Annotated in this window: 28 protein-coding genes, 4 pseudogenes and 1 riboswitch; of the genes and pseudogenes, 25 read left to right on the forward strand and 7 right to left on the reverse strand. The window is 36.2% G+C overall.

The window, feature by feature from the left end:
* The first annotated feature begins 114 nt into the window (after positions 1 to 114).
* Entirely contained in the window at positions 115 to 594 is a 480-nt protein-coding gene (locus tag CCK98_RS15830; RefSeq protein ID WP_142292167.1) for a hypothetical protein, read from the forward strand.
* A gap of 239 nt (positions 595 to 833) precedes the next feature.
* A complete protein-coding gene (locus CCK98_RS15835) occupies positions 834 to 1,421 on the forward strand; it encodes a hypothetical protein (protein ID WP_088087455.1) in 588 nt (195 codons plus the stop codon).
* 162 nt (positions 1,422 to 1,583) lie between these two features.
* On the opposite strand, the gene CCK98_RS15840 is transcribed toward CCK98_RS15835, so the two are convergent.
* Positions 1,584 to 1,703 carry an anti-repressor SinI family protein gene (locus CCK98_RS15840; protein WP_088087456.1) on the reverse strand — a complete coding sequence of 40 codons (120 nt, stop codon included), beginning with the start codon at positions 1,701 to 1,703 and terminating at the stop codon, positions 1,584 to 1,586.
* A gap of 27 nt (positions 1,704 to 1,730) precedes the next feature.
* Positions 1,731 to 1,814, reverse strand: a riboswitch (cyclic di-GMP riboswitch).
* A gap of 186 nt (positions 1,815 to 2,000) precedes the next feature.
* Here CCK98_RS15840 and CCK98_RS35440 point away from each other — a divergent pair.
* A complete protein-coding gene (locus tag CCK98_RS35440) occupies positions 2,001 to 2,162 on the forward strand; it encodes a hypothetical protein (RefSeq protein ID WP_179195821.1) in 162 nt (53 codons plus the stop codon).
* Between the two features lie 251 nt (positions 2,163 to 2,413).
* Entirely contained in the window at positions 2,414 to 2,548 is a 135-nt protein-coding gene (yhfH, locus tag CCK98_RS15845; RefSeq protein WP_088087457.1) for a protein YhfH, read from the forward strand.
* Between the two features lie 500 nt (positions 2,549 to 3,048).
* On the opposite strand, the gene CCK98_RS15850 is transcribed toward yhfH, so the two are convergent.
* Complete coding sequence (locus CCK98_RS15850) at positions 3,049 to 3,222, reverse strand: helix-turn-helix transcriptional regulator (RefSeq protein ID WP_088087458.1); 174 nt, start codon at positions 3,220 to 3,222, stop codon at positions 3,049 to 3,051.
* Positions 3,223 to 3,239: 17 nt separating this feature from the next.
* The gene (locus tag CCK98_RS15855; RefSeq protein ID WP_088087459.1) at positions 3,240 to 3,722 is read right to left on the reverse strand and encodes a DUF2975 domain-containing protein; all 483 of its coding nucleotides are present in this window, start codon (positions 3,720 to 3,722) and stop codon (positions 3,240 to 3,242) included.
* A 158-nt stretch (positions 3,723 to 3,880) separates the two neighbouring features.
* Between CCK98_RS15855 and CCK98_RS15860 the strand changes: the two genes are divergently transcribed.
* The 15 genes and pseudogenes from CCK98_RS15860 to CCK98_RS15930 all read left to right on the forward strand — a co-directional run bounded on the left by CCK98_RS15860 (position 3,881) and on the right by CCK98_RS15930 (position 20,140).
* Positions 3,881 to 4,591: a cation diffusion facilitator family transporter gene (locus CCK98_RS15860; RefSeq protein ID WP_179195822.1), complete on the forward strand. Its 711-nt coding sequence runs from the start codon at positions 3,881 to 3,883 to the stop codon at positions 4,589 to 4,591.
* A gap of 340 nt (positions 4,592 to 4,931) precedes the next feature.
* On the forward strand, positions 4,932 to 6,284 hold the full coding sequence (locus tag CCK98_RS15865) for an Nramp family divalent metal transporter (RefSeq protein ID WP_179195823.1): 1,353 nt from the start codon (positions 4,932 to 4,934) through the stop codon (positions 6,282 to 6,284).
* 184 nt (positions 6,285 to 6,468) lie between these two features.
* Positions 6,469 to 6,933, forward strand: coding sequence for a hypothetical protein (locus tag CCK98_RS15870; RefSeq protein ID WP_088087460.1), 465 nt, complete (start codon positions 6,469 to 6,471; stop codon positions 6,931 to 6,933).
* A gap of 123 nt (positions 6,934 to 7,056) precedes the next feature.
* Entirely contained in the window at positions 7,057 to 7,245 is a 189-nt protein-coding gene (locus CCK98_RS36325; RefSeq protein ID WP_256942363.1) for a hypothetical protein, read from the forward strand.
* Positions 7,246 to 7,717: 472 nt separating this feature from the next.
* Positions 7,718 to 8,587, forward strand: coding sequence for a hypothetical protein (locus CCK98_RS15880; RefSeq protein ID WP_088087461.1), 870 nt, complete (start codon positions 7,718 to 7,720; stop codon positions 8,585 to 8,587).
* Between the two features lie 149 nt (positions 8,588 to 8,736).
* Positions 8,737 to 8,910, forward strand: coding sequence for a hypothetical protein (locus CCK98_RS36330; protein WP_256942364.1), 174 nt, complete (start codon positions 8,737 to 8,739; stop codon positions 8,908 to 8,910).
* Positions 8,910 to 9,206, forward strand: coding sequence for a winged helix-turn-helix domain-containing protein (locus tag CCK98_RS36335; RefSeq protein WP_256942365.1), 297 nt, complete (start codon positions 8,910 to 8,912; stop codon positions 9,204 to 9,206). Before CCK98_RS36330 ends, CCK98_RS36335 begins: the two co-directional genes overlap by 1 nt.
* 562 nt (positions 9,207 to 9,768) lie before the next feature.
* Positions 9,769 to 13,044 carry an Ig-like domain-containing protein gene (locus CCK98_RS15895; RefSeq protein ID WP_088087462.1) on the forward strand — a complete coding sequence of 1,092 codons (3,276 nt, stop codon included), beginning with the start codon at positions 9,769 to 9,771 and terminating at the stop codon, positions 13,042 to 13,044.
* Between the two features lie 289 nt (positions 13,045 to 13,333).
* The gene (locus CCK98_RS15900) at positions 13,334 to 13,792 is read left to right on the forward strand and encodes a hypothetical protein (protein ID WP_088087463.1); all 459 of its coding nucleotides are present in this window, start codon (positions 13,334 to 13,336) and stop codon (positions 13,790 to 13,792) included.
* A gap of 649 nt (positions 13,793 to 14,441) precedes the next feature.
* A complete protein-coding gene (locus CCK98_RS15905) occupies positions 14,442 to 14,699 on the forward strand; it encodes a hypothetical protein (protein WP_088087464.1) in 258 nt (85 codons plus the stop codon).
* A gap of 341 nt (positions 14,700 to 15,040) precedes the next feature.
* A pseudogene (locus CCK98_RS15910) lies at positions 15,041 to 15,301 on the forward strand (CDP-diacylglycerol--serine O-phosphatidyltransferase); the annotation flags it as partial.
* A gap of 157 nt (positions 15,302 to 15,458) precedes the next feature.
* A protein-coding gene (locus tag CCK98_RS15915) for an IS3 family transposase (RefSeq protein ID WP_088086960.1) occupies positions 15,459 to 16,789 on the forward strand; the annotation gives its coding sequence in 2 pieces (ribosomal slippage) (positions 15,459 to 15,831 and positions 15,831 to 16,789; 1,332 coding nt in all).
* Between the two features lie 215 nt (positions 16,790 to 17,004).
* A complete protein-coding gene (locus CCK98_RS15920; RefSeq protein WP_088087465.1) occupies positions 17,005 to 18,297 on the forward strand; it encodes a DedA family protein in 1,293 nt (430 codons plus the stop codon).
* Positions 18,298 to 18,327: 30 nt separating this feature from the next.
* Positions 18,328 to 18,582: pseudogene (locus tag CCK98_RS15925) on the forward strand (response regulator); the annotation flags it as partial.
* A gap of 565 nt (positions 18,583 to 19,147) precedes the next feature.
* Positions 19,148 to 20,140 carry a DUF3231 family protein gene (locus tag CCK98_RS15930; RefSeq protein ID WP_088087467.1) on the forward strand — a complete coding sequence of 331 codons (993 nt, stop codon included), beginning with the start codon at positions 19,148 to 19,150 and terminating at the stop codon, positions 20,138 to 20,140.
* Between the two features lie 393 nt (positions 20,141 to 20,533).
* Here CCK98_RS15930 and CCK98_RS15935 read toward each other — a convergent pair.
* From CCK98_RS15935 to CCK98_RS15950, 4 genes and pseudogenes are all read right to left on the reverse strand, one after another.
* Positions 20,534 to 20,797: pseudogene (locus tag CCK98_RS15935) on the reverse strand (DinB family protein); the annotation flags it as partial.
* A gap of 125 nt (positions 20,798 to 20,922) precedes the next feature.
* Complete coding sequence (locus tag CCK98_RS15940; protein WP_142292168.1) at positions 20,923 to 21,450, reverse strand: permease; 528 nt, start codon at positions 21,448 to 21,450, stop codon at positions 20,923 to 20,925.
* Positions 21,447 to 21,929: a hypothetical protein gene (locus CCK98_RS15945; protein WP_088087469.1), complete on the reverse strand. Its 483-nt coding sequence runs from the start codon at positions 21,927 to 21,929 to the stop codon at positions 21,447 to 21,449. The genes CCK98_RS15940 and CCK98_RS15945 overlap by 4 nt, the downstream gene beginning before the upstream one ends.
* On the reverse strand, positions 21,922 to 22,263 hold the full coding sequence (locus CCK98_RS15950; protein ID WP_088087470.1) for a PadR family transcriptional regulator: 342 nt from the start codon (positions 22,261 to 22,263) through the stop codon (positions 21,922 to 21,924). Before CCK98_RS15950 ends, CCK98_RS15945 begins: the two co-directional genes overlap by 8 nt.
* Positions 22,264 to 22,394: 131 nt before the next feature.
* Between CCK98_RS15950 and CCK98_RS37050 the strand changes: the two are divergent.
* The 6 genes and pseudogenes from CCK98_RS37050 to CCK98_RS15975 all read left to right on the forward strand — a co-directional run.
* Positions 22,395 to 22,505, forward strand: a pseudogene (locus CCK98_RS37050) (TetR-like C-terminal domain-containing protein); the annotation flags it as partial.
* A gap of 305 nt (positions 22,506 to 22,810) precedes the next feature.
* Positions 22,811 to 23,275 carry a CBO0543 family protein gene (locus tag CCK98_RS36340; protein WP_088087471.1) on the forward strand — a complete coding sequence of 155 codons (465 nt, stop codon included), beginning with the start codon at positions 22,811 to 22,813 and terminating at the stop codon, positions 23,273 to 23,275.
* An 809-nt stretch (positions 23,276 to 24,084) separates the two neighbouring features.
* Complete coding sequence (locus CCK98_RS15960) at positions 24,085 to 24,405, forward strand: PadR family transcriptional regulator (RefSeq protein ID WP_057776084.1); 321 nt, start codon at positions 24,085 to 24,087, stop codon at positions 24,403 to 24,405.
* A 71-nt stretch (positions 24,406 to 24,476) separates the two neighbouring features.
* Entirely contained in the window at positions 24,477 to 24,818 is a 342-nt protein-coding gene (locus tag CCK98_RS15965; RefSeq protein ID WP_088087472.1) for a DUF1048 domain-containing protein, read from the forward strand.
* Positions 24,819 to 24,989: 171 nt separating this feature from the next.
* Positions 24,990 to 25,751: an ABC transporter ATP-binding protein gene (locus CCK98_RS15970; RefSeq protein WP_088087473.1), complete on the forward strand. Its 762-nt coding sequence runs from the start codon at positions 24,990 to 24,992 to the stop codon at positions 25,749 to 25,751.
* Positions 25,752 to 26,501 carry an ABC transporter permease gene (locus tag CCK98_RS15975; RefSeq protein ID WP_088087474.1) on the forward strand — a complete coding sequence of 250 codons (750 nt, stop codon included), beginning with the start codon at positions 25,752 to 25,754 and terminating at the stop codon, positions 26,499 to 26,501. It begins immediately after the preceding gene.
* Positions 26,502 to 26,648: the final 147 nt, after the last annotated feature.

The raw sequence follows: 26,648 nt of genomic DNA on the forward strand, positions 1-26,648 counted from the left end.
CTGACTCCCTCTTGAGGGCTTTTTTCTTATTCACTAATGGGTCAGGTCAAATATGAGGACAAGTTAATTCCAAAGACTTTTCAGGTTGCCGATAGCATAGAAAGAAGTGAGAAAATGGATGTTAAAGAAAGGGAGATCTCTGAAAAAGCACTTAAACATATATTCATTGGAAGTCAATTAGATGGTGTCAAATTCGGTGTTGGAGCGGGAGCCATTCTAATTCAATTTATGCACTATACAAACCAACAACCCGAAGATTTATGGATAAACATTGAGACCAGATGGACTGTTTTCCCTCCTGGGGTGAAAGATTATCCTAACTCGGAGGGTGAATTAGAGGAGCTAACCGAAGAGGAAGAATACCACTTACTATTTTTATTGCGGAGGGACAAGGTTGTTGACGTTCAAATGGGTGAACTTGCACCACATCTTCACATTGTTTTTCAATCTGGTCAAACGATGTTCGTAAACGGTCACCACGAAATGTACGAATGCTGGCAGGCTGGAGATGGTGCTTGGTATACGGGGGAAGAATGGTTGGTAGTTGCCGGTCCAGGCGACAGCATTACGACGTGGTCACCGGAGGACTTTTAAGAAGGGTTAAAACACGCGATGATTCTTTTTGTACTAACGGGGTGCTTTACTTCAACAAGGAGTAAGGCTTTTTTTCTTGTTCAACTAAAGTGGCAGTTTAGTTCAATAAAAATTCATAATCAAACCAAATTTTATAAGGTATTCTGAATAAGGGAAGCTGCAATTTGAACTTAAGGGGAAAGAGATAATAATAGCTTAGCGAATCTTTACTTTATAGAAAAAAAGGAAGTGTAAGGAATATGAATTGGAAGAAGTTATTTGGAAAAGAAAAAAACTTAACCGAAGTATCGAATGAAAAAACAAAATCTTATTCAGATTTTTCTCTGTTATTAGATGAACTCGAATCAAATGGATTTTTTAAGTATTTAGATTCAGATAAAATTAATGAGGTAAAAGAAGAAGCGATTAAGTCGGAGTATTTATACGGTGATACTCGAAGAGATTTCTTAGCTGATGAAGAAGATTTATCAGAAGGTGGAGTAGGAACGTTTTTTTTCGAAATTTCACCTTTTTTAGAGAAGCAGGGTATACAGCTTATCATAAATAATGAAGATTTTAATGAAGAAAAATATGAAATTCAAGTTAACGGTAAAAAATATACACTTTACACACAGGATGATGTAGAAAATGAAGAATATGTAGAAATAAATACTCGGAGAGCATTTTCAATTATTAACAAATTATTAGAAGGTGCTGGAACGAAAGAAAGATTATTTGCTTTGTATGGTTGGAATGATTTAGTTGCAATATTTCTAACGAATGAACTGTATGAAAAAATCATCAAATACGAGCAAGATGAAAATGAAAGACCTAGAAGAATTATTTAGATGATGCTTCTTGAACTAACGGGTGCAAGAGTTGAAGATTGGGGTTGCTACGGCAACTCTTGTTCCACTAACGATGCAGTTTAGTTAAAGAAGTAAATTGACTCTTTAATGTAGCATTTGACCAAAAGTGCGAAGAAATTAAAAAAATAGACCTCACAGAGGTCAAGATGATTTATTTAGAAATTCTTTAATTTCATCAACAGAAATTCCTAAATTACGAGCTTCCAAAATGAGGTCAAACCAGTCTTTGTCTAATTCTTTTTTGCCAGCAGTTGCAGTCATAATATTCCCCCTAAAATATGTACTATTTTAGGCAACTCAGCCATCTTAGTTTATAACCTTAGACCTGTAGCTTTGCGTCCCAATCTTTCAAATGGTTTGCTTTTTTCTAAAAATTGTTAATAATATGAAACAATTGTACTACAAACGTTCACTATATTGAACAAAATAAAATCGAAAAAATTCGACAATAAATAGGAAGTTATGTAGCACTTCGACGAAAATGTGCAATAAAATAGAAGGTGCTTGTTGAACTAACGGGTGCATTCCTTAAATAATGATCCGAACAGGGAGAAGTGTATGAAAGAAGTAATTATTTCTGAATTAGGCAAATTAGCGGGATTAAAGTTACAAAATGCTGGAAGAGCATCTAACCTTTTTTGGATGGGGTTCGGGGATATGATTCAAATAAACAGAAGAGGCAGAACCCAAGAAACACCAGAATATGCATTACATATTTAATGTTCGTGGAGAATTACCTTAGATAACACAATAGTTGTAGCTTAAAGAGATTTCTATTCTCCTAACTCGGAATGGGATGATGATACTGAGGATTTCGATTGGGATATTCAAGGTAAAAATAGATTTGATGAACATATTAAAACTTTTATGATTTATTTAAAAAAGGTCTATACTTTTTTCTCTTTTTTGCTTATACTGTACTATAACAAGATAAGTAAAAACAAACTGTATTAATAAAGGAGGAGATTTAAATGTTAATGAGTCCTGTTGAATTTTTCCGTAATCTGCCAAAAAAGGAATGTCCTGAATGCGGGCAGCGTATGCAAGAGCAAGCAGAAAGTTATATGATGGATTGTGATCGTTGTTTATCCAAAAAAGAAGAGTAAAGTTTGTTAACTCTCCAGCTTTGCTGGGGAGTTTTTAATTTCATAACAATAAATTAGTAGAATTCTTGGAGTGTAGAAAAGCATTTGATACAGCAACTAAAGTAATTAAATTTATCGAAATGAATGTCTAAATAATTGTTAATTTTTATAAATGAGCCATATTAACTAACCTTTTGCATTAATTAAAAGAGCGTCTTTTTTTTTAACGGGTTCTGTTTTGAAGTACAAAATGTCAATTAACAAGCTAATTAACAATATAATACACATCTTAATTAGCACAACATTTAACAACAAAAAACAGGGGAATCAGAATAACGGGTTACCTTTTGAGGTGCAAACATTGCAAATCACATCCTATTTTTTGTCACTAATATCAATGCAATTCTCAATGGAATACTCAGAGTAAATAACATCAATAAACGCAAAGAAGGGATAGCTTAATGGCTATCCCTTAAATTATCTATCGACTCTCGTTAATTAAATAAATTTGTTGTCCGTTTTTAATAAGTGTCTTCGTCGCTTTTGTACTCCAAAATATCACCTGGCCGACAATCCAAAGTCTTACATATCGCTTCTAATGTTGAAAAACGAACCGCTTTTGCTTTCCCATTTTTCAGAATGGAGAGATTAGCCATAGTAATTCCAACCCTCTCCGAAAGCGGCACCTCGTTAATAAAATTTTATCAAAAAATTAATCATTTTTTGGTTTTAATTCAAGGACGTTTTTTAATGGCTTTTGAAGTGCGTCCACAATGGCTGCGATGATACTTGTTGCCAAAATGCCCATTAGACTTAGTGATATTGGACCTGCTGGGTCGTCACCTGTAACTTTAGAAAGCACCTTTAAGCTTACTATCCCTAACACAATGAAGAAAATGACTGCAAAAGTACATTTCTTTATAACCTTCAAAGATTTAAGGGATAACTCAGAGAAAGCATTGTTCCTTTCGATATAGGTTAATAGTTTAAATGCTTGATACAACACAACAAAAAACGTAATACAGAATCCGTATGCACATACTAAAAAAGGGATTAGGAAGTAAGCCGTATCTGGATGTACCCTTGCATCTCTAATGGCTATCTCAGGCAACCAAATACATAAAGCAAGCACTGCAATTCCAGCCAGTAAAATTATTACCTTTAAGAAAGTGGTTGAACCTCGTTTAACATTCATTTAAAGCACCTCACTGATTTAATGATAAAATGACTTTAACACATACTTTATCGTTTTTCAATAAACTAATATTGTTTTTTATTATATTATTATTGTTATTTATATATCCTTCGAGTCAATCTTATAAGGGTTGGCATTTTTTTATTAATTAAAGGGGAGTGATTAATGGCATTACTGCTTTACTTTTTATGTCAGGAAGAAAAAATGATTTAAATATCCGTGGAGCTTTCATGCACATGGCAGCGGATGCATTAGTTTCACTTGGAGTAGAAATCGCAGGGTTTATTATCCTTTGGACAGGATGGCAAAGGCTTGACCCTCTAGTTAGTCTTCTAATTTCAATTGTCATTCTATTTGGTACTTGGGGGTTATTGAAGGAATCGATTAATTTGTCACTTGATGCCGTACCAGAGGGAATCGATACAAATAAAATTAAGGATTACTTAAGTGGTTTACCGACAATTTTAGAAGTCCATGACCTGCATGTATGGGGAATGAGCTCGACAGGGGTAGAAATCGCTTTTAACCGAGCTTTGTTACGTGTATCTAGCCATGCTTTATTTGGGGTTATTATGGGTTTTTATATGAGTAAAGAGAAATTTACCCCAGGAACGAAAATATTCTGGATGGTTTTATCGTTATTAATTCCTTCTGTATTACATGGAATATTTAATTATTTAATGTTAAATGAAGAATTATGGGTAATTATAATTCCATTTATGATTTTCCTATGGTCGTTGGGGATGAAAACAGTACAAACGGCAGAATCTCTAAGTAAGAAACTTTTAATAAACAGCACAGTATATAAGGCTTACTTTAAACTAAAGAGAATTGCAAATTTTTGTGGAAAAATCTTAATAATAACTTAATTTTAGTTCTAAAAGGGGCAGAAGAAATGTCGGACTAAAAGAATTACAGATTTCATATTGGGGATTCTTAAAAGGAGAGAGAATTTCTTTAGTTGCCATTATTATTATGGCTATTCCTTTAATCTGAATTTTTGTATGGTAACAAGAGGATTTTAAGATTCTTTTCATTTAATTTCCAATCAAAGTTTCCTTTGACTAAAAAAATTTGTAAAATAAATTATATTTAGAAACTACTTCTTTGCTCCTTAATATAATTTATTTAACAAATGAGATTTTTTTACTCAAAAAGTTTCCTTGGTGCAACATATTTAGTGTATACCAATAATGAGGTGATGAAAAAATGAGTGAGGATGTAAAAGAACTGCCTATTTCGGTGGAAGAAGGTTGGAAAAATAAAAGAACACAATCGACTTTACCAGAAGTGTATAGAAGTGTTCGTATTCCAAAGACTGGTTCTTGGATAAAAAAATTCCTTGCTTTTGCAGGACCAGGTTACTTAGTGGCGGTCGGTTATATGGACCCAGGTAACTGGGCAACAGATATTGCAGGAGGATCCCTATTCGGATATACGTTACTTTCTGTTATATTATTGTCTAATTTGATGGCAATTCTACTACAAGCACTCGCTGGGAAGCTAGGGATCGTGACGGGAAGGGATTTAGCTCAAGCGTGCCGTGACCATTACAGTAAGCCAGTCGCAATGGGTTTGTGGATTTTATGTGAACTAGCGATAGCTGCTTGTGATTTAGCGGAAGTGATCGGTTCGGCAATTGCATTAAATCTTTTGTTTGGAATTCCGTTGAAATATGGTGTTATTATTACGGCTTTAGATGTACTAGTGGTATTGCTGCTACAAAATAAAGGATTTCGCTTTATTGAAACGTTGGTTATTGTCTTAATTGTTACGATTGGAGGTTGTTTTGCAACTGAAATGTTCCTTTCTAAGCCTGATGTAGGAGGCATATTAAAAGGCTTTGTTCCAAGCACAGAGATTATTAGTAACCCAACGAAGCTTTATATTGCCATTGGTATTTTAGGTGCAACAGTCATGCCACACAACTTGTACCTTCATTCATCAATCGTTCAGACTCGAAAGTATCAACAAACCAGTTTGGGAAAACGCCAGGCTATTAAATATGCCACATGGGATTCAACCATTGCACTGTTCTTTGCATTATTTATTAATGCTGCTATCTTGATCCTTTCCTCTGCCACATTCCATAAAGCAGGATTGACGGAAGTGGCAGATATTAATGATGCTTATCATTTACTTACTCCGATTCTAGGAACGACAATTGGAAGTATTTTATTTGGGGTTGCGTTGCTTGCTTCTGGTCAAAACTCAACATTAACAGGGACATTGGCTGGTCAAATTGTCATGGAAGGATTTTTAAATATTCGCCTCCCAGCTTGGCTTAGAAGACTTATTACCCGATTAATTGCTATTGTCCCTGCTGTTATTGTAACTGGTCTTTATGGTGAAAGCGGAACGGCGCAACTTCTCATTTTGAGTCAGGTAATATTATCTTTACAACTCTCATTTGCCGTCGTGCCTCTTATTAAATTTACTAGCGATAAGAAAAAAATGGGTGAGTTCGCAAATCCACTTTGGCTTAAAATTCTTGCTTGGATTGTAGCAATCGTCATCATTTGTCTGAATGTATATTTACTGATTCGAACGTTTTTTGGTTAGTATATTGACCATTTTTAATTGAAAAAAAACCATGTAAATTATTTGACGGAACGGCAATCTCATAAAGGGGTTGCTTTTTTTTATTAAGAAATTTATTAAAAAAATGCAAACGGGGATTCTTTGAATTTATGGAGTAACTAAAAATAGAAAAGGGGTGTCTAATTAAAAAAGGGGAGGGATTCAAATGAAAAAATGGCTGGTAGCGTTTGTAGTTTTCATTGGACTTAATCTCATGGGCTATTCAAATAGCGGGATGCTTGGAGATAAGCCTCCAAAAGCCTCGATTAAGATAGGGAATAAAATGTATAAAACGACATTAGGGAGTTATTGTTGGGATATAAGAGGAAGAGGTGCCTGCGTTGATACTGCTGGACCTAAAGAACTTTTAGAAGGAGAAAAACCGATTAAAATAAAACCTGGTGAAAAGATAACTTTCGTAATGAATTATAAACCAAATCCAAATGAATTTCATGTTATACAGATGACTGAGAACAAAGAAATTGAGGTCGAAGTAGAAAATAATCGTTTTACTGCTCCTACACAACAAGGGATTTATTATTATTCATATAGTGTATGGTGGATGGACAAAAAAGAAGTTAACGTATCTCACGGCGACGCTTCGTATGCCTTCGTTCTTGAAGTAAATTAGAAGTATGCGGTTTAATTTTTAAAATCATTTCCGACAAATCAGGAGATTGTCCTAATCATTTTTTGCTTTTAATCCTAATATGTTGCTAAATGGCATATGTTAGTATGTAAAGGAGGGATTTTTATGCCGCACTTCACAGACCATCATCATACAGGAGAAACGGTATCGGAAGCTGGTACCTATATTTGTGCTACTGGTGAAAAAAAGGAACTAAGTCAAGGGGAAACATTTCCTGAATGCCCTTCCACAGGAGACTCTACAATTTGGACCCATGCAAGCCATACTCATAGAACTGGAGAATCGGTAATGTAATCAGGTCATTACATAGATGTATATGGAGAACATGTTGTGCTCCAACAAGGAGAAAAGTTCCCAGCCTGCCCATCCACAGGTGAATCAGTCACCTGGACGAATGAACAATAAATATTTATTAAAAATGGAATAACAATTGGATATTTGGTCAAATAGAACAGCCCGTAACAGAGGGATGTTCTTTTTTTTCTAGGGTATTTTAATAGAATTGGTCCTTTTTTGATAATAAATCCATCACCTTCATTCTAAGCACTCCATAAATGTCAAAGCTTGTTTTACTTCTGAATTATATAAAGAATGACTACAAAAAAAGCAATTTACCGTTGCGATTGGTGTTTTCTTCCAAGTATTATTTCCCGCTAGTAGTTGCTGTAAAAGAATTAACGTAAATCATTGAAATGATTATAAATGCATATTTTCTGCACATTTTTGTATTAAGATATGTTTTATATTAACCAATAGGAGGATAACGATGAATCCAAGATTCAAAATACTTGTTGTTTTTTCACTAGTTGTTTCATTATTTTTAGCTGCTTGTTCGAAGGATAATTCAATGGAAAATATGGACAACAATTTAAATACAAAACAAAAAAATACAAGCCATGAGGGGATGAATATGAATCACGGGAATATGACATCCACTCCCCAAAAAGATAACACAATCGTAGAGTTCTCCTTTCAAGGCAATCCTGAAGGTGGCAAACAAGTACCGTTAAACATTCAGGTGAAAAATAAAGTCGGTATACCAATTAAGGATTTTAAGGTTGAACACGAAAAACTCATGCACTTAATTGTGGTTAGTGAAGATTTATCCTATTTTGATCATATTCATCCAGAGTATAAAGGGGACGGTTCGTTTACGGTCACTCCAAATTTCCCTTCTGGTGGGGAGTACAAGCTATTTGCCGATTTTGTTCCTAAAGGAGCAGACAAAAAAGTAAAATCTTACGTTGTGACGGTAGCAGGAAACAAAGGGACAACTTCACAATTAACTGAAGATAAGGAACTAACAAAAGTGGTTGATGGCAAAGAGGTTACATTGAAGTTTGACCATCTGATGACAGGAATGGATTTGACAATGACCTTCACGATTAAAGATGCTAAAACGAAAAAGCCCATCACAAATTTACAACCATATTTAGGAGCAGTGGGGCACGTTGTAACCATAAGCAGTGATATAGATACTTATTTACATGTTCATCCTTTGGACGAAAAGGCAAAAGGTCCTGAAGCGAAATTTATGACGAGTTTCCCTAATAGTGGTCTCTATAAAATTTGGGGACAATTCCAACAAAACGGAAAAGTATTTACTGTTCCATTCACTATAAATGTACCGAAATAACAAAGACCCTTTGGGGTCTTTTTGCTGCAAAGCATTGCAAGTGTCACATTTTTCTTTAGTTTAACCTTCACTGACAGCTAATCATTCTCAGAGTTAGCGAGACCAATTCCGAATCCCCCAGTAGCCTTCTTGATATAATGATGCCTGAAATGGATGGATGGACAACGTGTGAAAAAATCCGTGAATTCTCAGATGTACCTATTATTATGTTGACAGCTCGAAATGCCGTGGAACAAGTAGTTAAAGGATTAAAAAAGGGACAGATGACTATGTCTCCAAGCCTTTTAATGAAGAGGAATTACTTGCACGAATGGAGGCTGTAATGCGAAGGACCAAAAATGATCAAGAGATACCATTGGAATTTAAGGGAGTCACATTAGACGTAGCAGCTTATATAGAAATACAAAAATCAGCAAATCCCAATGATACCGAAGGAAATTTCATTATTAAGTTTGTTTTTAAAAATCCGAATAAAGTATTTTCAAGAGACCATTTAATCTCCTCTATATGGAGCATTAAATTAGAGATGGAAGACCGAACGATTGATTCCCATATCCGAAACATTGGGGGTACTCTGGTATTGGTTGAAATAATAGTATTAGTGACCGAGAAAAAATAAACACTTTATTTAAACGCATAATTAAATAAGCCGAAATATAAAGGTCCAACTAAGAAAATTAATGTAATTCCGAAAATTACTAGTTTAATGGAAATAATTATGGCTAAAGAGAATCAGTATAATCACAAAGCAAAACTATTTCAGAAATAAAGAAAGAAGTTGACTTTACCGTTTTAACCCCAAAAGAGATACCCGATGATTGGACATTAGATACCAAAACATCCCCTTGGATAAGGCTACATTATATGGACAGCAACGATACCAAGCTGATGGTCGCTATTCATCAGCGAACGGGTTTCCTATTATCCAATGACGATTTTGAGTTTGTGAAGAATTGTACTGATATGAACGAAACTGTCAATGCCCCCTACACAATTTGAGGCACTGATGAAAGAGTCATCTTGTTGTAAAAAAATGGCTCGAGGCCAGGCAAACGGTATTGCAAAAACATTTGGCCTTACACACAAATCAAATAATCCGTACGAACAAATAATCCGCTTTCGATAATAATTCTGATAAAATCTACGTATGACTATTAAACAACGAAAAGAAGGAGACTGTAATGAAGGTAAATATAAAAAAGGTAGTTTCAATGTTTATGATATTTGCAATTATTTTATCACAACAGCCTTTAAGTTCATTTGCGGCAGAAGACATTGTCGGGAGGGATGAGTTTTCACAGATATATACCAATTATGATTTGTCTCAAACTGCTGAACTTTTCCCCTATTCGTTATTTCAACAAAATATAGACACACTGAAATGGGAGCAAAAGCAGAATGTAGAAGTAGATAGTGGTGCTATTTCATATGCTTCAGAAGCAGAACCTGAGAAAAATTTTTCCCTTAATAATGAAGTAAAGGTTGGTAAAGATACCGATGGGCAATTCGAAACCTACATAAAATTTGGGAACAACCTTCCTGCGTTGAACGGAGGTTTATTTTTAGGGGCGAAGCTTCGCCTTAAAGAGCTGAATAACGAGTACGACTGCTACTACTGTAAATATTATACAGATGAACAATTCTCAATCCATAAAATCCTAGAGCCGTGGAGCGCTAACGATTTAACATGGGCGAATAAGCCAGGTATATCAGAAAGTCCTATTTCCAGTAGGACAACAGCTATGCCTGTAAACGGCGCCTATTTTACCTGGGATGTTTCGGGTCTTGTTCTTGATTGGTATAAAAACCCCGGTAGCTATTTAGGCTTGGCACTTAAGGATTCTGGCACCCAGTCAAATACATACCTAAGGACCTTTAGTAAATTAAACAGTAATCTAATCCAGGTGCCAGTACTACAAGTTCAATATTCACCTAAGCCGAAGGCGCCAAGTGGAATAGCAAATAGTTTACAGGCTAACTCCGGGAAAGGGAAGATTAATCTCCAATGGTCATCTGTTACAGGTGCCAAGGGATATAGGGTTTACCTCTATAACGGAAAAGAATTTGAACAGGTGTACGACGGAGCGGCTACAAGCTGGTCCTCATTTGGCAAAAACTTATGGCCGACTAATGACCAGATTAACAATGGAGATGTAGCTCTACGAAAAGATGGGTTGGGGACGGATTTATCCGATAATCCTGGATTGGTGTACCAGCGTCAGGGAGATACCAGTAGAGCAGCGGATACCTATTATTTCAAAATTTCGGCCTATAACGAATATGGCGAAACAGAACTGTCTGATGAAGCCGCAGTCAAAATGCCGGATACGACGGCTCCAACGGTTCCAGAAAATATTAAGGCTTCCGATGAGCTGATCTCCCATTTTACTCTGACATGGGACCCCTCAATGGATAAATCGCAGTTGAAGTATAACGTAAAAATTACGACTGAATCTGGATATCAAGTTTTTTCTGGAACTTCAGAAACCAATAGTATAACGGTTCCTGAAAGGTACCTTTTACCTAGAGAAACATATAAAATTTCTGTAATGGCTGTGGATATGGGCGGTTATCAAAGTAATTATTCTGCCTATTCATCTCCGGTCACTGTAACGGCCAGAGAGAAAATGGATGCACAATTTGTTGGATGGTCTGCCCCTATTTCTGTTCAAGAAGCTGGAAGCACTCCTAATGTAAAAATTGTATTAAAGAACATGGGTGTAGAGCCTTGGACACAAGCAGGGGGTTATCAATTAAAGGCAAATGGAGCTGATTTCTTAATAGATTTAGCTTCAACGGATACCATCAAACCTGGAGAAACAAAAACGTTTGAATTTAAGCTGCCGGCCAATATGCAACTTGGAACTACTCAAATAATATGGCAAATGTACAATCAAAATACAGGATACTTTGGTAGTAGCTGTACGATGGCCGTTACGTTTGAAGACCGGATGGGACCGCAAATTTCCCTAGTTTCTCCCGCTGACAACCAAAGGATTAATGGAAAAATACGGATTGAAGGATCGATTTCAGATTTTCAGTTAAAAAAGTACAGTGTTTTTTATGGCTATGGTGAATCACCTGTCGAATGGATTCCTATTAAAGAAGTTGAAGGCTCTATAGTCGATCTTGGAGAATGGGAAACAACAAACCATAAAATTGGAGCATATAAGCTGCGGATTGAAGCGGAAGATGCTTCGGGGAATCAATCAACCTTGGAGCGAAACGTCTATGTTTATAATCCAGTTCCTACCCCAGCCGCTTACGAAATAACTGACCAGTCAACATTGGTGACAGGAACGGCAAAACCGGGTACAACGATTCTTATTTTTAAAAATGGAGAACAGCTTGTAAGTGGATTAGTTAATGAGGATGGGACTTTTTCAATCCCTATCACCAGGCAGTCGCCTGACACTGAGATAAAAATTATCTCCATGGACGGATACTACGAAAGCAATGCTGTGAATATCCGGGTAAAAGACGTAACCCCGCCAGAACAGCCATTGGTTCAGACAATCACTAATAAAACTTCTGTTATTACTGGAAAAACTGAACCTTCTGCTTTAGTAATGGTAAGAGTGCCAGATAGAACGGTCACCGGAAAAGCTGATTCCGCTGGTAATTTTTCTATCAGCATACCAATCCAAAACTATGGTACTGCGATTTCAATTACCGTTCAGGATTGCGCTCAGCTTCAAAGCATAGAAAAGAAGATTCTTGTTTCAAGAGTCGCCCCGAATATCCCGTCTGTTAATGCTGTTACCAATAAAGCGGCACAGGTTACAGGAAAGACGGAAAAGTACGCAGTCGTGACAGTAGGAATAGGTACACGCTCCTATTCTGCAAAAGCCGATGTATATGGGAATTATAAAGTAGCTATTCCAATCCAAAATAGTGGCGCTAAACTGAATATTACAGCTAAGGACACGGCAGGAAACATCAGTGCAACACGTTCCACGACGGTTTCGAGGGTCGCTCCGAATACTCCTGGTGTCAATGCGGTTAATAATAAATCTTCATATGTATCAGGCAAAACTGAAAAGTATGCCATTGTAATGGCAAAAATAGATTTGAAAACCTACAGCACGAAAGCCGATGCTTATGGTAACTATAAAATAGCCATTCCGATTCAGAATAGCGGAATAAAAATTTATATAACAGCTAAAGATACCGCTGGAAATATTAGTGCGGCAGCATCAATTACGGTAGCACGAGTTGCGCCTAATATTCCTTTAGTAAATGCAGTAAGGTATTATTCAACAACAGTTTCGGGTAAGACAGAACGATATGTAGATGTTAGTGTAAGAATCGGTACAAGGGTTTACAGTGCCAAATCTGACTACTATGGAAACTTTAAGGTTTCCATTCCAAAACAAAGAACCGGAACAAAACTGACTGTAACCGCCAAGGATGCCAAAGGATTAGTTAGCTCAGCAAGAACGGTAACCGTTTATTAAATAAAGAAACATCTAAATGGAGAGGATTGACCCTATCTCTAGGGGATACCTTCATATTAATTAATCTTATAAAAAAAGGTTAGCCAGATCTGGCTAACCTTATATTACGAACGGGTGCTTTTCTTTAATATGAAGGCGTCTTTTTGTAATGCCCCAACACATTTAAGATTTTAGATCTTGTTAGGGTAAAGAAAAGATTGTGAAGATTTCTACTTAAACTATAGGGTGCTTTTAACAACAAATGGGCTGTTTCGGCAGTCTTTTTTCTTCATTAAAAGGGGTGAGAATTTTGACAGTTCATCATTATATAGCTTCAAATAGGGAGATTCCAACTGGTGATTTTGGTCAAAACCCTAAGCAGAATGAGAATATGATTATTTATGAGACAGAAGATGACTTTTTTGGCATATCAGTATGGGACTTAGAAGGTTATGATGAAATAAGGGGGAAATTTTCCAACCCTTTTGTGTATCATCTTGATTGTCGTAATAATAGAAAATGTTATAGCGATTTATTTAAGTATATTAATAAAAATCTTTCCGACGGTGAGAGTATAGAATTATATACTTGCTTGGATGGAGATGAACTGAAAGAAAAGAACGATACACTATATATTATTGTTAACTTAAAAACAAAGCATTTCATTAATGATATAGGAAATTTTAGGCTAAACCAAAAACGCTTATTTGATGAATTAAGTGAACGGTTTTCATTTAGAGAGAGGCAATATGTAGTGGTAACTAAATAACAATACTTCTCTTTCTCTTATTAAGCTAACGGGTGCAAGAGTTGAAGAAGATAATTGGTTGCTTGTGGCAGCCTATTTCTTTATCGTTCTTCAACTAAAGGGGCAGTATAGTTGAAGAAAAAGTACAAAAAAAAACTAAGAGAACCAATAGAGTTAAACAACACAATCATAAAGTGAAAAAGCCTTTTTTATCAAGTTTAAATATGTAAAAATTTAATCGAATTTTCTGATTTAAAGAATATAAAAGCAATCACTCAAGTCATTCGGTGTGAACAACGGCGCCAATTGTCCAAACCATGTAGTAATTTTTCAGGTGGCTTTTGCAGCCACTTCCTAGTATATCAGCAATGTAAGCGCAAACCAACTGGTTAATGTTGGACAATAAGAGTGTATGAAAAACTAAGAAAACAGGAGAAAAACAGAGTTTAACCAATTTAGCAAATTAAGTATATAACCCCATTACCAATCTCGTTCAATTTCTTTCTCATTAAAATTTTATTTATGATTGGTGGACTTTTATGTTTGGCTGTTGGGATATACGGCATTATGGGAGGATTCCTACAAATTAATTAAACTAACGTGGCAGGTTAGTTGAGGAATGAATTTACATTTATGATGTTGAATTATATATAAAAGGGAGGCTTAAATAATGAATAAGGAAAAGCAATTAGTTATTCCTTTAGACGGTTTAATAAAATTTAAAGAAAATTCAACTAGATTCCTTCTTAAATATAGGTTTATTATTTTAACTCTAGTTTTAATAGGTACGTTTTATTATTTTTTAGAAAATCAAATGTTAACAAATGATTTAAATCTTTATGTTAGTGCTTTTAAAATTATTACTACCTATATTTTACCTTGGGGAATATTGTATTGTTTAATTCAAATAATGAAAAGAACAAAATAACCAACGAATAGATCAAAATAAAGTTTAGTTTATAAACGGTATTACAGGTGCGATACTTAAAAACGGTATCGCCTTTTTTGTTGATTAACATAGAAGATTGTGAAGTATTGTACTTAAAGTAACGGGGTGCAAGAGTTAAGGATCGGGATGGCTGCGGCGATCCCTTTTTCTTATTGCACTAACGAAGAAGAATAGTTCAATAAAAATTGATAGAAGGAAAAAACATTAAAATGTAGAAGTGGTAATAAATGTATACAAAGAGAATATCATTACCTTGAAACTAATGAAAATTATACGGTATCAGCCATAGTCTTCTCCTCAGGTGGATGCCAAACCTCAGAGTTGCTCCAGCACTTTTATTTCATTCGTTAGCAGCACCATCAATTTTAACTTCTTTGGCGTTTATCCTTTTCCCAACGATGGGGGCAATAAGATTAGCTAAGTTTAGTGTTAAACCAACCATTGGGTATTTTAAAGGTTTACCCATTTCAGCTGCTGGATTGCCATTGGCTGGTATGGGATTCTTTTTATATAGCAATGCATGGATTACCTTATTCCTCGCTCTGTTAATGGTAAGTCCAATTAAGGTTAAAAAACTTTAATTTTAATATCCATTGTAAAAAAGCTGGTAACCTTTTCGATGAACTATAACCCGAATAATGGACACTTTATAAAAAGTCCCTTATTCGGGTTTTTCTGTGTCCATTTCACAAAAACCCGTTTATAATCAAACTCAATGATGTGAGCGGAGGACATATAATGAGTAAAATTATTTTTAATGAAATTCAAATGAAACTACTAGAACAGAATCCAAATGTACAACACGTATCGGATCGTTCTATCGCATATAAGCCTGAATTTAAGGTAGAAGCAATTAAAGAAAATTCAAATGGTAAAGGACCTGCCCAAATTTTTATTGAACATGGATTTGACTTAGAAATGATTGGGTCTGATAAACCTAGTGAATGTTTAAAACGCTGGAGGAAAACATTTGAGCAGTTTGGGGAGGATGGTTTCTTCACAGAAAGGCGTGGAAAAGCAAGCACTGGTAGACCCTCTTCAAAGCCTCTTTCAGTTGAGGATAACTTAAAGAAAGCTGAAGCACGAATTAAATTCCTAGAAGCGGAGCTTGAATTCTTAAAAAAGCTAGACGAACTAGAAAGGCAGGCGAAGAAGAAGAAAAAGTAACCGTTTCAGAGAAGTATATGCTTATCGAACAAACTATTAGAAAGTTTGGGCTTATACATATGGTGAAATTCCTCTGTCAGAAGGCAGAGGTAAGCAGAAGTGGATATTATGCTTGGGTAAAGGCTGAAAGCATGCGGTCTGAGCGAGAAGAGAATGATTGGAATGATTATGAGTTAATCAAGGAAATATTTAATAAGAAAAAGGGTTTCGCTGGAGCACTTACTATCAAAATGATTTTAGAGAATGACTATTTTGTGGAAATGAATCACAAAAAAATCCGACGGATTATGAGGAAGTTTAATTTAGTGGCAAAGGTTCGCCAAATTAATCCTTACAAAAAAATGGCTAAAGCTACCCAAGAACATAAGACTCTCTCTAACCTATTAAATCGAGAATTTGACCAAGGTGAGCCTGGAAAAGTATTGCTAACGGATATTACTTATGTGTACTATGGAGCAGCGCAACCGGCTTATTTGTCTTGTGTAAAGGACTCCTCGACAAGGGAAATTGTTGCTTATCATTTGTCCAGAACATTAAAGATGGATCTTGTTTATTGTACATTGGATAAACTCTCTGTAGCACTTGGTGATCTAGTTCATCCGGAAGCTATGATTCACTCAGACCAAGGGTTCCATTACACGCATCCAGAATTTCAAAAAAGAGTGAAAAAGCTAAAGCTTACTCAGTCTATGTCCCGTAAGGGAAATTGTTGGGATAACGCCCCAATGGAATCATTCTTTGGTCATTTAAAGGATGAAGTAGACTATTCTTCATGTCAGAGCTTTGAGGAATTACAGGGATTGATAGGAACCTATATTGAGGAGTACAACACCAACAGATATCAATGGAGCCTAAATAAAATGACTCCGGCACAATACCGGAGTCACTTATTAGCAGCTTAAAATACTCGGTCTTTTTTTAGACTGTCCATTTTATGGGTCACAGTTCACGAAGGGATTAGCTTTTTTATTTTATCCATCAACCTTTTTGTTCTCTTAAAACCAGATTAAGAATTCATTAATATGGAAATTGAATTCATTTATCGTGCTACATTGTATTTAGAACTAAATTTGAATTGACTTTAGTGTTTCTTTTTATAAATATTGGAGGCATAATTATGTCACATTTAATCACTATATTTGAACAGCACAGTTATCTGATTCTATTAACAGGAATCTTTCTAGAGCTTTTGGCCCTACCTATTTCAGGCGAATTTTTAATGAGCTACGCTGGTTATTTTGTATATCAAGGCAAAATGAGTTACATTTTAGCACTCCTGACAGTCTTTGTATCAGGCGGTGCGGGTATTACTGCAACTTATTGGATTGGTAAGGCAGGAGGATATAAATTGATTGAAAGATATGGAAAATATATCCATTTGAGACCAGAAAGATATAAAAAAACTTCGGCTTGGTTTGAGCGTTCAGGCAGCAAACTGTTGGTCTTTGCTTATTTCATTCCAGGGATTAGGCATTTCACTGGTTATATTTCAGGTATTTCAAGAATGCCTTTTCGAAAATTTATTATTCCTGCTTTTACAGGTTCATTTTTATGGGGATTTTGTTTTATTACCCTAGGAAAAGTATTGGGACCTCGTTGGGAGCCCTTTCATAAAGCAGCCAGTAAATATTTCATTATATTTATTCTTGTTTTTGTTATATTTTTGGCAGGTTATTTGGCCTATCGGTTTTATAAGAATCAAATCAAGGACTTTTTTATTCGTTTCATACAACGGTTGTTGAATCATCTAAAAACCATTAGAAAAATAGAGATCTTTCTTATTTTTCTCACTTTAGTGTTAATCGGTATGGTTACCTTGATGCTGGGAATGGCTCAAAACTATTTATATAACGACTTTGCTCAGTTTAATGAAATAGCAGAATATATGGTCAAGTCTGTTATTTATATGAGTTGGATGAAAGGGTTTTTAGTATTCCAACCTCCGTTTGTCCTTGCTAGCATTATTGCGATAACCATCATTCGGATTTGGAAAAAGGGACGGAACAGGGTTCTTGAATATCTTCTTCTTGGGGTTTCCATAGGGGGTGCAAGACCCTTTCATGATGCCATAATTAAAACATTTTCATACCTTCAATCATTCGGGTTTGTAGGAAAATTTCATTCCGCAAATTTTCCTGACATAAATGCTACGATTATGATTATCATTTACGGAACCTGTTTGTTTTTACTTGTCCGTCATTCGAAAAACAAGTATTTACCCATATTTGGTCCTTTATTTGGATTAATTTTATTAATAAGTCTGGCGGTTGTAAATATTGCTTCTGCCCATAACCTTCCAAGTGATATTGTGGGTGGTTATGTATATGGCTGTGTATGGATATTTTTTAACTTCTTGTTGTTTGAAATGCTACGGCTTGTTTTGGACAGGCATAAAGTAGAGTATGATTAATGGTTTAGTTGTAGAAGGGGCGAATGTGAAGTGAAAACGCATATTTTAGTAATCGAGGATGAAACTCAAATTGCTCGTGCCTTAAAAGTGGAATTGGAGTATGAGGGTTTTCAAGTAACAGTAGAACATGATGGTAAAGCAGGATTAGAAACCGCCTTACAATCCGAAATCGACTTGATTTTATTGGATGTGATGTTGCCTGGGTTAAGTGGAATCGAGGTACTAAGGAGTTTTAGAAAGGAAAACAGTAATACTCCTGTTATTCTTTTGACAGCTCGAAATACAACATGACAGGGTTTTAGTGGCAATCATTTGGTGCTTTTACAGCTTTTGGTGTGAGTAGTTTACTCGCAATTATTTCTGCATTGCTAATGTTCATCCTTCGTATATAACTGGGGTGAAAAAAATGAACCTAAAAATAAATAACTTGCTCTTAAGTTTGATTTATATTTGAAAATTACAACGATAGTACTTGTTTCAGGTGTAAGGTTTACACCGCGTTGTAATATCAAAATATTAATGGTAGCTTACTCTCTTTTTATGCGAAAAAAGAAATAAGCAGATTGTGAAGAAATGTACTTAAAGTAACGGGTGCTTGAGTTAAAGATGAATTGCCGCAGCAATTCTGTTATTTGTTGTACTTACGGTGCAGGTTAGTTGAACAATCGTCAATAGCTTTTTATCAACAATCGGGCCAGATTATAGAATATGATGCAATAAAGCTCCAAATATTTTTTCTATGCTTAATTAACTTCCAACAAGCCATTCATAGAAACATCGAATTTTTCGCATAATGTAATAAAGGGGATTATATTAAAACGAAGTTCATTATTTGGAAGGAGAAGGGGCAATGAATAACAAGCATGAGGTCGGTTTTACATCAACAGAGATTGGGGCGCTATGGTCAACTTATATTAGTGATAGTATGAACGTTTGTTTATCGAAATATTTCTTAAAACACCTTAAAGATGAAGAATTAAGACCATTACTTTCTGAATCTTTGAATACCACTCAAACCTATCTTGAAGAGAATAAGAACATGTTTATTCAAGAAAAGTTCCCTGTTCCAAGGGGATATACGGAGGAGGATGTAAACTTATCTGCACCCCCTTTATTTTCCGATCCTATTTCACTTAGTTATTTATACGGTATGTGCAAGATTGCGATTATGAATGATGGCATGTTGTTGACAAGTGTAGCCCGTGAAGACGTACGCTTGTTTTTTTCAAAACGTATAACGTCTTTTATAGAGTTTTATAATCAGTCAGTCCAGATGATGCTTACAAAAGGAATTTATGATCGGCCTCAATTTATTCCCTATCCAGATCGCATCGAATTCGTAAAAGAAAAGGGAACTATTTTATCTAAATGGTTTGAACCCAGTCGGTCATTAAATGTTTTAGAATTAACTGATATATTTTTCAATAGTGAACGTAACCTTCTTGGCAAAACTTTTTTAACGGCATTTATTCAGATTGTCAAAGATGAAAACATCAAAAATTATCTAATTCGAGGAAAGAAACTGGCCCAAAAGCAAATAGAGTTTTTAAACGATACTCTAACTAAAGATGATCTTCCAGAAAACTCAATGATCAATGCTACAGTATCTTTATCGACCGTGTCCCCCTTTTCAGATCGATTCATTCTGGGGATGATTACATTAGCTAATTCAACCGCCATTACCTATATCGGCCACGCAATTTCCACAGCATCGAGAATCGACTTGGCCACGCAATACTCCAAATTTCTTATAGAGATCATGATTTACGGTAAAGATGGAATAGAAATGTTGATTGAACGAGAATGGATGGAAGAACCTCCTCATACACTCGATCGAAAATAGATTGCTAAGAAATAAAAAAATTAGGTGTCTGTACTCATTCACTTGAACGGAAAGAATAAGGTATATCTCTTGAAGAAATAATCCCTATACATATGATCATTTCTGATATATCTTTATTCATTTATTTGGCGCTTTTCTTTAGTAAGAAGGCGTCTTTTTGATATGCCTCTACACATTAAGGGATTAGACTTTGTTATGGTAAAAAAAGATTGTGAAGATTTTCACTTAAACTAACGGGTGTGTTTCTACAATAAGTGGAGACGCATTTTTCTTTTTGCACTAACGAAGCAGGTTAGTTCAAGAACACAACTTGGAAATTGTCTAACTTACATGTCCTAAAAAAACGTTCAAATTAAAAAGGTGCATCACAATTGTGTTGCACCAATGTAAAAGCTAATCCCAGATACGAATTCTTGGAACCCCAGCTGTTCTTAAATAATCCAATAACTGACCAGTATGAACTGATTCATGATAGGCAACACGTAACAGCATGTCACCTAAATCTCTTATGTACCCTGAATCAGAGCGGTCAATCTTTATATTTGCCAAGTCTTCTTCAATAAAGGACTTGATTGTATCTATGAACTCATTTCGATAAGGTTCTGCAAATTCTAATTCTGCTTTTACAGAAGTGAATGGTCTATTTTCGAAAGGGGAAATTATACACGAATGTATGTTCGCGTCGAACTAAGGGAGTTGAAGAAGGGAATAAAAAAGAGGATTCAGTACATTCTGTATCCTCTAATCTTTAATTGAGGGATTAAAGACTTATTGATCTAAATCTAAAATTCTTTAGTAATATCATACTTTAACAATTGTCGATGGTCATAAAATTTCTCGAAAATAATACCCATTAAATAGAAAAATAATAAACCAAAACAAATGTGAATGAGTGTAAATTTAACTCCAAATGAAGCAAATTCATAAACAATAACTGGTAATTTTGCAGTTGTCCAAACTCCTAAAAAAAATACAATATACCGCATACTTGCTCCTTTTTTTAATAAAAGTGCCGCAATTGGAAAGGCTACGTAGAGGGGACCAGCTGCAATTACTCCTAATAATAGGGAGAAAGAAATGCCATAGATGCCGGATTTCCTCCCCATATATCTAATTAGTGTTTCTTTCTCCACCCATTTGTCAAGCAAACCTAAGAATATTAAGACAGGTGGGAGTAGAAACAGCATATCTAAAATGCTTTTTCCTGTTAATTGAAACGCATTCCATCCCACCGATTGGTTTATATAAGTAAGGATTATGAGCCCAAATAATAAAATGAAAAAGAAACGATATCTTTTTAATTCATTCATCCCATCACCACCCATATAATATATGAAAATATTAGAGACATTAAAACTGCAGATGCGTTGCGGGAATAGGCAAAACTTCGCCCAAATATCTTTTGTTCCATAGGTAAAGTTGTGATTCCTACTGACATTAATGTAGACATTAATACAGCTACTTGAGGGAGTCCTGCACCATTTTGGACTAATGTATGTCCAAGAGGAAATACAACAAAGCTTGGAACTAGTGCAATAGATCCAATTAATGCTGAATAAACAATACCTGTCAATCCAGATTTTTCTCCGATGATTGAAGAAATTAAGGATGGAGTTAATATAGATAGTGATAGTCCAATGAAAAGCATAATTGATAACATGTCAGGTATTATATTACGAAAGCTTTTCCATGACTTTAATAGAGCATCTCTTGTTTTATTTCGATCTTTTATAAATGAAATACTAAGAAGAAGAATAGCCATAGCGTAAAGGATAGCACCACTAATCATGATTAGACTCCTTCCATTCTTTGTATTTATTTAAGAAAAATGATAAGTTCTTCATTTTTTCTTCGATATCTATTTGAAAATCTTCTAATTTTCTTTTTCCAACCGAAGTAATTTTGTACATTTTTATCAACTTATCTTGATCAGATGTGTCCAAATAAGACTCAACAGCACCTTCTTTCTCTAATGTTTTTAATGTGCGATAAAGAATGGCACTATCAATTGGATTGATGGGAAGCTCTTCTTCACATTTCTGCAGAAGTTTCCCTCCATAGCTATCTCCCTCTGTTAAAAACAGCAGAAGAAATGCACCTGTATGTCTCCCTGTATGTTTCATGAAATATATAACCTCCTAATTTAAGTGTAAAATTTTTTCGGCAACAACTTACTGTTAATAACAGTATACTGTCATCGACAGTAATATGCCACTGACAGTATGTCCTTTTTTAAAAAAATTTTGTTCAATTTTTTAGCTCAGCTTCCGAAGGGTTATTTGAAAGGTGGCCTAATAATGGAATGACAGTTCCACCTCGTGTGATTGCAGAACAAGTGGGGATATTGTTTAAGAGGAATCTATAGTTATCTCCTATGAAATAAACTCCCTTATAATTTAGAATGACAGAAATAAATTGATGGTTTAACAATTTTGTCTTTCACTGATTTAATAAAGTATTAAAATGTGAAGGATTGCACTTAAACTAACGGGTGCGTAAGTTTAACAAGCTAAAGGCAGCAATTATTATCAATATCTGGGTCTTCCGCAATCGGGTGCTTTTCCGGAAAGCGTCTTTTTTAATGGGTTTTATGCAATTGATAAAATCTTTGATCTTTACTTTGGTTATACTCATTGATAAGCAAAGTAAAGATAGGGGGCTATTTTATCTATGGAAAGAATAATATTGTGGTCACTGCTCATAATCGGGATCACCCTATTGTTTTCTAGTTTAAGAAAACCACCAATCAAAAATTGGATTTTAATTTTTTCATTGTCCTCTTGTTTTTCAACGTTTTTTGGTGTTCTTGTTGTAGAAGAGAAAATGCTCGAATATCCAGTGAGATTTTTAAGTAACTATTTTAGTTCCAGCCTTCTTTATGAATATCTTCTATTTCCAGTTGTTTGTATTTACTTTTATCAAACGACTTATCGTTCAAGATATCTCAACATTGTTCTACAATGTATTTTGTACACCACTGTTTTAACGATAATTGAGTTTTTTTTTGAAAGATATACCGAATTAATTAAATACCATACATGGACATGGATATACACATTTATAAGCACCTTTCTTTTAATGATGTTTATCCGTTTCCTTATGCAATTGATAAACAGGAAGGAAAGATATATTTAAGGAATCTTCATTGCAAGGTTTACCATTTCTTTATCTATCTATTGCTTTTCTTTTAATAACTAAGAGCATTTTTGCTCTTTCGCATTTTTCAATATTCCGCACTCGGGCGCATTACTTCAATAAGGAGTAAAGCCTTTTCTTGTTGCACTAACTGGGCAGTTTAGTTAAATAAGGAGGATATGTTTTTTAATATGGAGAAAATATATTTAGCTTTATTTCTTAGAGGGAGTAAAGCTTTTAATTTATAATAAATCCAGTAAAGACATAAGAGGTATATACTAATGAACAGCAAATTTCTAGATCTATTCGGTGGGTTCATTGAAACAGAAGACGGCTTTTTACTTAACAAAGTTAATGAGCAAGTAGTGAATTAGATAATAGAAAAATAATGGAGGGATAGAATTTCCCTATTCACATGTACAGCTGCTGGATGGGAATGATCCACGGTGTAATCATTGTGAAAGAAGCATAGGAGGAAGTAAAAGCTCGATAAAGAAAAATGGCTGTATCCAATGGGGATAGCTGGTTTTAGAAATATTTAGAAAATCCAGTTGACAGTCCCTCTACTAGGTGTTACGATATACTTGTAATAAGTAACACTGGATACCGATACCACTGAATAGTGAGGGTACAAAAATATTTTAAGAAAAACAGTTGACATCCCTACTACTAAGTGTTACGATGTACCTATAATAAGCAATACTTAATAGCGCGATTACCCAAAAGCTATTAAGTAGAAATTTTATTTAGTACTAAGTTATACTGAATATAAGTCAGACAAAATAGAGGAGGTAAAGGAGGTTTTGAACATGGAAAATTTAACTGAAATGCTGAAGGGTTCGCTGGAAGGCTGCGTGCTGGAAATCATCAGCCGCCATGAAACCTATGGCTACGAGATTACCCGCCGCCTAAACGAGCTCGGGTTTACCGAAGTCGTGGAAGGGACGGTCTACACCATTCTCGTACGATTAGAAAAGAAAAAACTTGTGACCATAGAAAAAAAACCGTCAGATATGGGGCCGCCCCGCAAGTTTTACTCACTTAATGAGGCTGGCCGCCAGGAACTTGAATTGTTTTGGAAAAAATGGGATTTTGTATCATCAAAAATCAATGTCTTAAAGTCAATCTAGCTTCATAAGATATTCCGTCCGATATTTTTGGAGTGTCTTGTTCAGTTATATAAAAAAGGAGGAAAAATAACATGTTGGAAATGTTCAAAAAAATGATTGGTGATAAAAAAGAGTATAAGATGATGCTGGCACGGGTTGAAGCCCTGCCAGAGGACTACCAGTTTGTATTTAAGAAAATTCAAAACTACATGTGGAATTTCTCAGCGGGCAACGGGATGGATATGCTGCACATGCAGTATGAATTAATCGAGTTGTTCGAAACTGGTGCGGCGGAAGGCAGACAAGTGCTGGAAATCACTGGGGACGACGTGGCGTCCTTTGCCGACGAACTAGTGGCAAACGCTAAAACCTATTTCGCGAAGTATCGTGAAGATTTGAATCAGAGTATCATGAAGCGATTTGGAAAAAAATAAATTCAATAGATCATACCGACTGATTAGCTGGTTACAAATGTGAATTGCCGCCTTCGCTATTCAGTTATATTTTTAACCTGGTAATAAGTAATACTGATTATCAGTCAGACTAAATAGAAGAGTATAGGCATTTTGCTCCGCAAAGACGCTTTTTATAAGGAGGAAAAAAGTATGAACAATGCAGCGATTTCTGTAAAAGGGTTAAAAAAATCCTTTAAAGACAAGGAAGTCTTAAAGGGGGTGGATTTTGAGGTCCGGCGTGGCGAAATTTTCGCACTGCTGGGCTCAAATGGAGCGGGCAAGACGACGACAGTCAACATCCTCTCTACGCTGATGAAGCCCGATGGCGGAGAAGTAGGTATTTGCGGCTTTGACGTCCAGCGCCAACCGGATCATGTTCGCCAGAGCATCAGCCTGACAGGGCAGTTCGCAGCTTTAGACGGCATGCTCACCGGGCGGGAAAACCTGATGATGATCGCCAAGTTGCAGGGAGTTTCTAATCCCGCTCAAGTCGCCGACAATCTGCTTGCAAGATTCAGCCTGACCGATGCGGCCAACCGACGGGCGGATAAGTATTCCGGCGGGATGAAGCGCCGGCTTGACATCGCCATGAGCCTGATCGGGACTCCAGCGGTCATTTTTCTCGACGAACCGACGACAGGGCTTGACCCCGAAGCGCGGATTGAAGTCTGGGATACCGTCAAGGAGCTTGCCGGCGGCGGCACGACCATCTTGTTGACGACCCAGTACCTTGAGGAAGCCGAACAACTGGCGGACCGTATCGCCATCCTGCATGGCGGAAAAATCATCACGACCGGTACCCTTAGCGAACTCAAAGAGATGTTTCCGCCAGCGAAAGTGGAGTACATCGAGAAGAAGCCTACATTGGAGGAAATTTTCCTCGCGATCATCGGCAAAAAGGTGGAGATGTAAATGAAAAGCAATACAGGGGTATTACTAGGGCGTTTAATGCGCAACATCATGCGCAGCCCGGATACGATTATCACGGTGGCGATTACGCCGATTATGATGATGCTGCTGTTTGTCTACGTATTTGGCGGCGCCATAGAGACAGGCACGGACAACTACGTCAATTATTTATTGCCGGGAATCTTGCTGATGGCTATCGCATCCGGCGTCGCTTACACTTCCCTGCGGCTGTTTACGGATGTAAAGAGCGGGCTGATGGCGCGTTTCATTACCATGCCCATCAAGCGCTCGTCGGTATTGTGGGCTCACGTGTTAACCTCTCTTGTTTCCAATGCGCTTACTGTCGTGGTGGTTATCCTCGTCGCTCTCTTGATGGGCTTCCGTTCCAGCGCTGATATCCTGGATTGGCTCGCGGTAGCTGGGATACTCGGGCTGTTTACGCTGGCGCTGACATGGCTGGCGGTCATTCCCGGATTGACAGCGAAGTCTATGGAAGGGGCGACAGCCTACTCGTACCCGCTGATTTTCCTGCCTTTTATCAGTTCGGCCTTTGTCCCCACCGAAACCATGCCTAAAATTGTCCGTGCATTCGCTGAGAACCAGCCCGTGACTTCAATCGTGAATGCGATTCGTGCACTCTTGTATGAAGGGTCTGTTGGCAACGGTATCTGGATCGCGCTTGCCTGGTGCGTCGGCATCATGGTCATCGCTTACTTCTTCGCCAGTAAACAATTTAAACGCCAGTTAGGGTAAGTACACCATCGGTTCGGTGTCTCGTGGTAACTAAATCTTCCGAAATAAAATATATGTTTGGAAAATGCACTGAAAAATTTTCCCTGCATTAATTATTTGTCATGTTCTCAGGGTAACTATTGTCGATATAACACCTTCATGTTATTC

It is taken from the genome of Bacillus sp. OV166 (assembly GCF_900177675.1).
In the GTDB taxonomy this organism is placed as follows: domain Bacteria; phylum Bacillota; class Bacilli; order Bacillales; family Cytobacillaceae; genus Neobacillus.

Coding starts and splice junctions, on each gene's coding strand:
- CCK98_RS15830 (WP_142292167.1), top strand. CDS start 115: ATGGATGTTAAAGAAAGGGAGATCTCTGAAAAAGCACTTAAACATATA.
- CCK98_RS15835 (WP_088087455.1), top strand. CDS start 834: ATGAATTGGAAGAAGTTATTTGGAAAAGAAAAAAACTTAACCGAAGTA.
- CCK98_RS15840 (WP_088087456.1), bottom strand. CDS start 1,703: ATGACTGCAACTGCTGGCAAAAAAGAATTAGACAAAGACTGGTTTGAC.
- CCK98_RS35440 (WP_179195821.1), top strand. CDS start 2,001: ATGAAAGAAGTAATTATTTCTGAATTAGGCAAATTAGCGGGATTAAAG.
- yhfH (WP_088087457.1), top strand. CDS start 2,414: ATGTTAATGAGTCCTGTTGAATTTTTCCGTAATCTGCCAAAAAAGGAA.
- CCK98_RS15855 (WP_088087459.1), bottom strand. CDS start 3,722: ATGAATGTTAAACGAGGTTCAACCACTTTCTTAAAGGTAATAATTTTA.
- CCK98_RS15865 (WP_179195823.1), top strand. CDS start 4,932: ATGAGTGAGGATGTAAAAGAACTGCCTATTTCGGTGGAAGAAGGTTGG.
- CCK98_RS15870 (WP_088087460.1), top strand. CDS start 6,469: ATGAAAAAATGGCTGGTAGCGTTTGTAGTTTTCATTGGACTTAATCTC.
- CCK98_RS36325 (WP_256942363.1), top strand. CDS start 7,057: ATGCCGCACTTCACAGACCATCATCATACAGGAGAAACGGTATCGGAA.
- CCK98_RS15880 (WP_088087461.1), top strand. CDS start 7,718: ATGAATCCAAGATTCAAAATACTTGTTGTTTTTTCACTAGTTGTTTCA.
- CCK98_RS36330 (WP_256942364.1), top strand. CDS start 8,737: ATGGATGGATGGACAACGTGTGAAAAAATCCGTGAATTCTCAGATGTA.
- CCK98_RS36335 (WP_256942365.1), top strand. CDS start 8,910: ATGCGAAGGACCAAAAATGATCAAGAGATACCATTGGAATTTAAGGGA.
- CCK98_RS15895 (WP_088087462.1), top strand. CDS start 9,769: ATGAAGGTAAATATAAAAAAGGTAGTTTCAATGTTTATGATATTTGCA.
- CCK98_RS15905 (WP_088087464.1), top strand. CDS start 14,442: ATGAATAAGGAAAAGCAATTAGTTATTCCTTTAGACGGTTTAATAAAA.
- CCK98_RS15920 (WP_088087465.1), top strand. CDS start 17,005: ATGTCACATTTAATCACTATATTTGAACAGCACAGTTATCTGATTCTA.
- CCK98_RS15930 (WP_088087467.1), top strand. CDS start 19,148: ATGAATAACAAGCATGAGGTCGGTTTTACATCAACAGAGATTGGGGCG.
- CCK98_RS15940 (WP_142292168.1), bottom strand. CDS start 21,450: ATGAATGAATTAAAAAGATATCGTTTCTTTTTCATTTTATTATTTGGG.
- CCK98_RS15945 (WP_088087469.1), bottom strand. CDS start 21,929: ATGATTAGTGGTGCTATCCTTTACGCTATGGCTATTCTTCTTCTTAGT.
- CCK98_RS15950 (WP_088087470.1), bottom strand. CDS start 22,263: ATGAAACATACAGGGAGACATACAGGTGCATTTCTTCTGCTGTTTTTA.
- CCK98_RS36340 (WP_088087471.1), top strand. CDS start 22,811: ATGGAAAGAATAATATTGTGGTCACTGCTCATAATCGGGATCACCCTA.
- CCK98_RS15960 (WP_057776084.1), top strand. CDS start 24,085: ATGGAAAATTTAACTGAAATGCTGAAGGGTTCGCTGGAAGGCTGCGTG.
- CCK98_RS15965 (WP_088087472.1), top strand. CDS start 24,477: ATGTTGGAAATGTTCAAAAAAATGATTGGTGATAAAAAAGAGTATAAG.
- CCK98_RS15970 (WP_088087473.1), top strand. CDS start 24,990: ATGAACAATGCAGCGATTTCTGTAAAAGGGTTAAAAAAATCCTTTAAA.
- CCK98_RS15975 (WP_088087474.1), top strand. CDS start 25,752: ATGAAAAGCAATACAGGGGTATTACTAGGGCGTTTAATGCGCAACATC.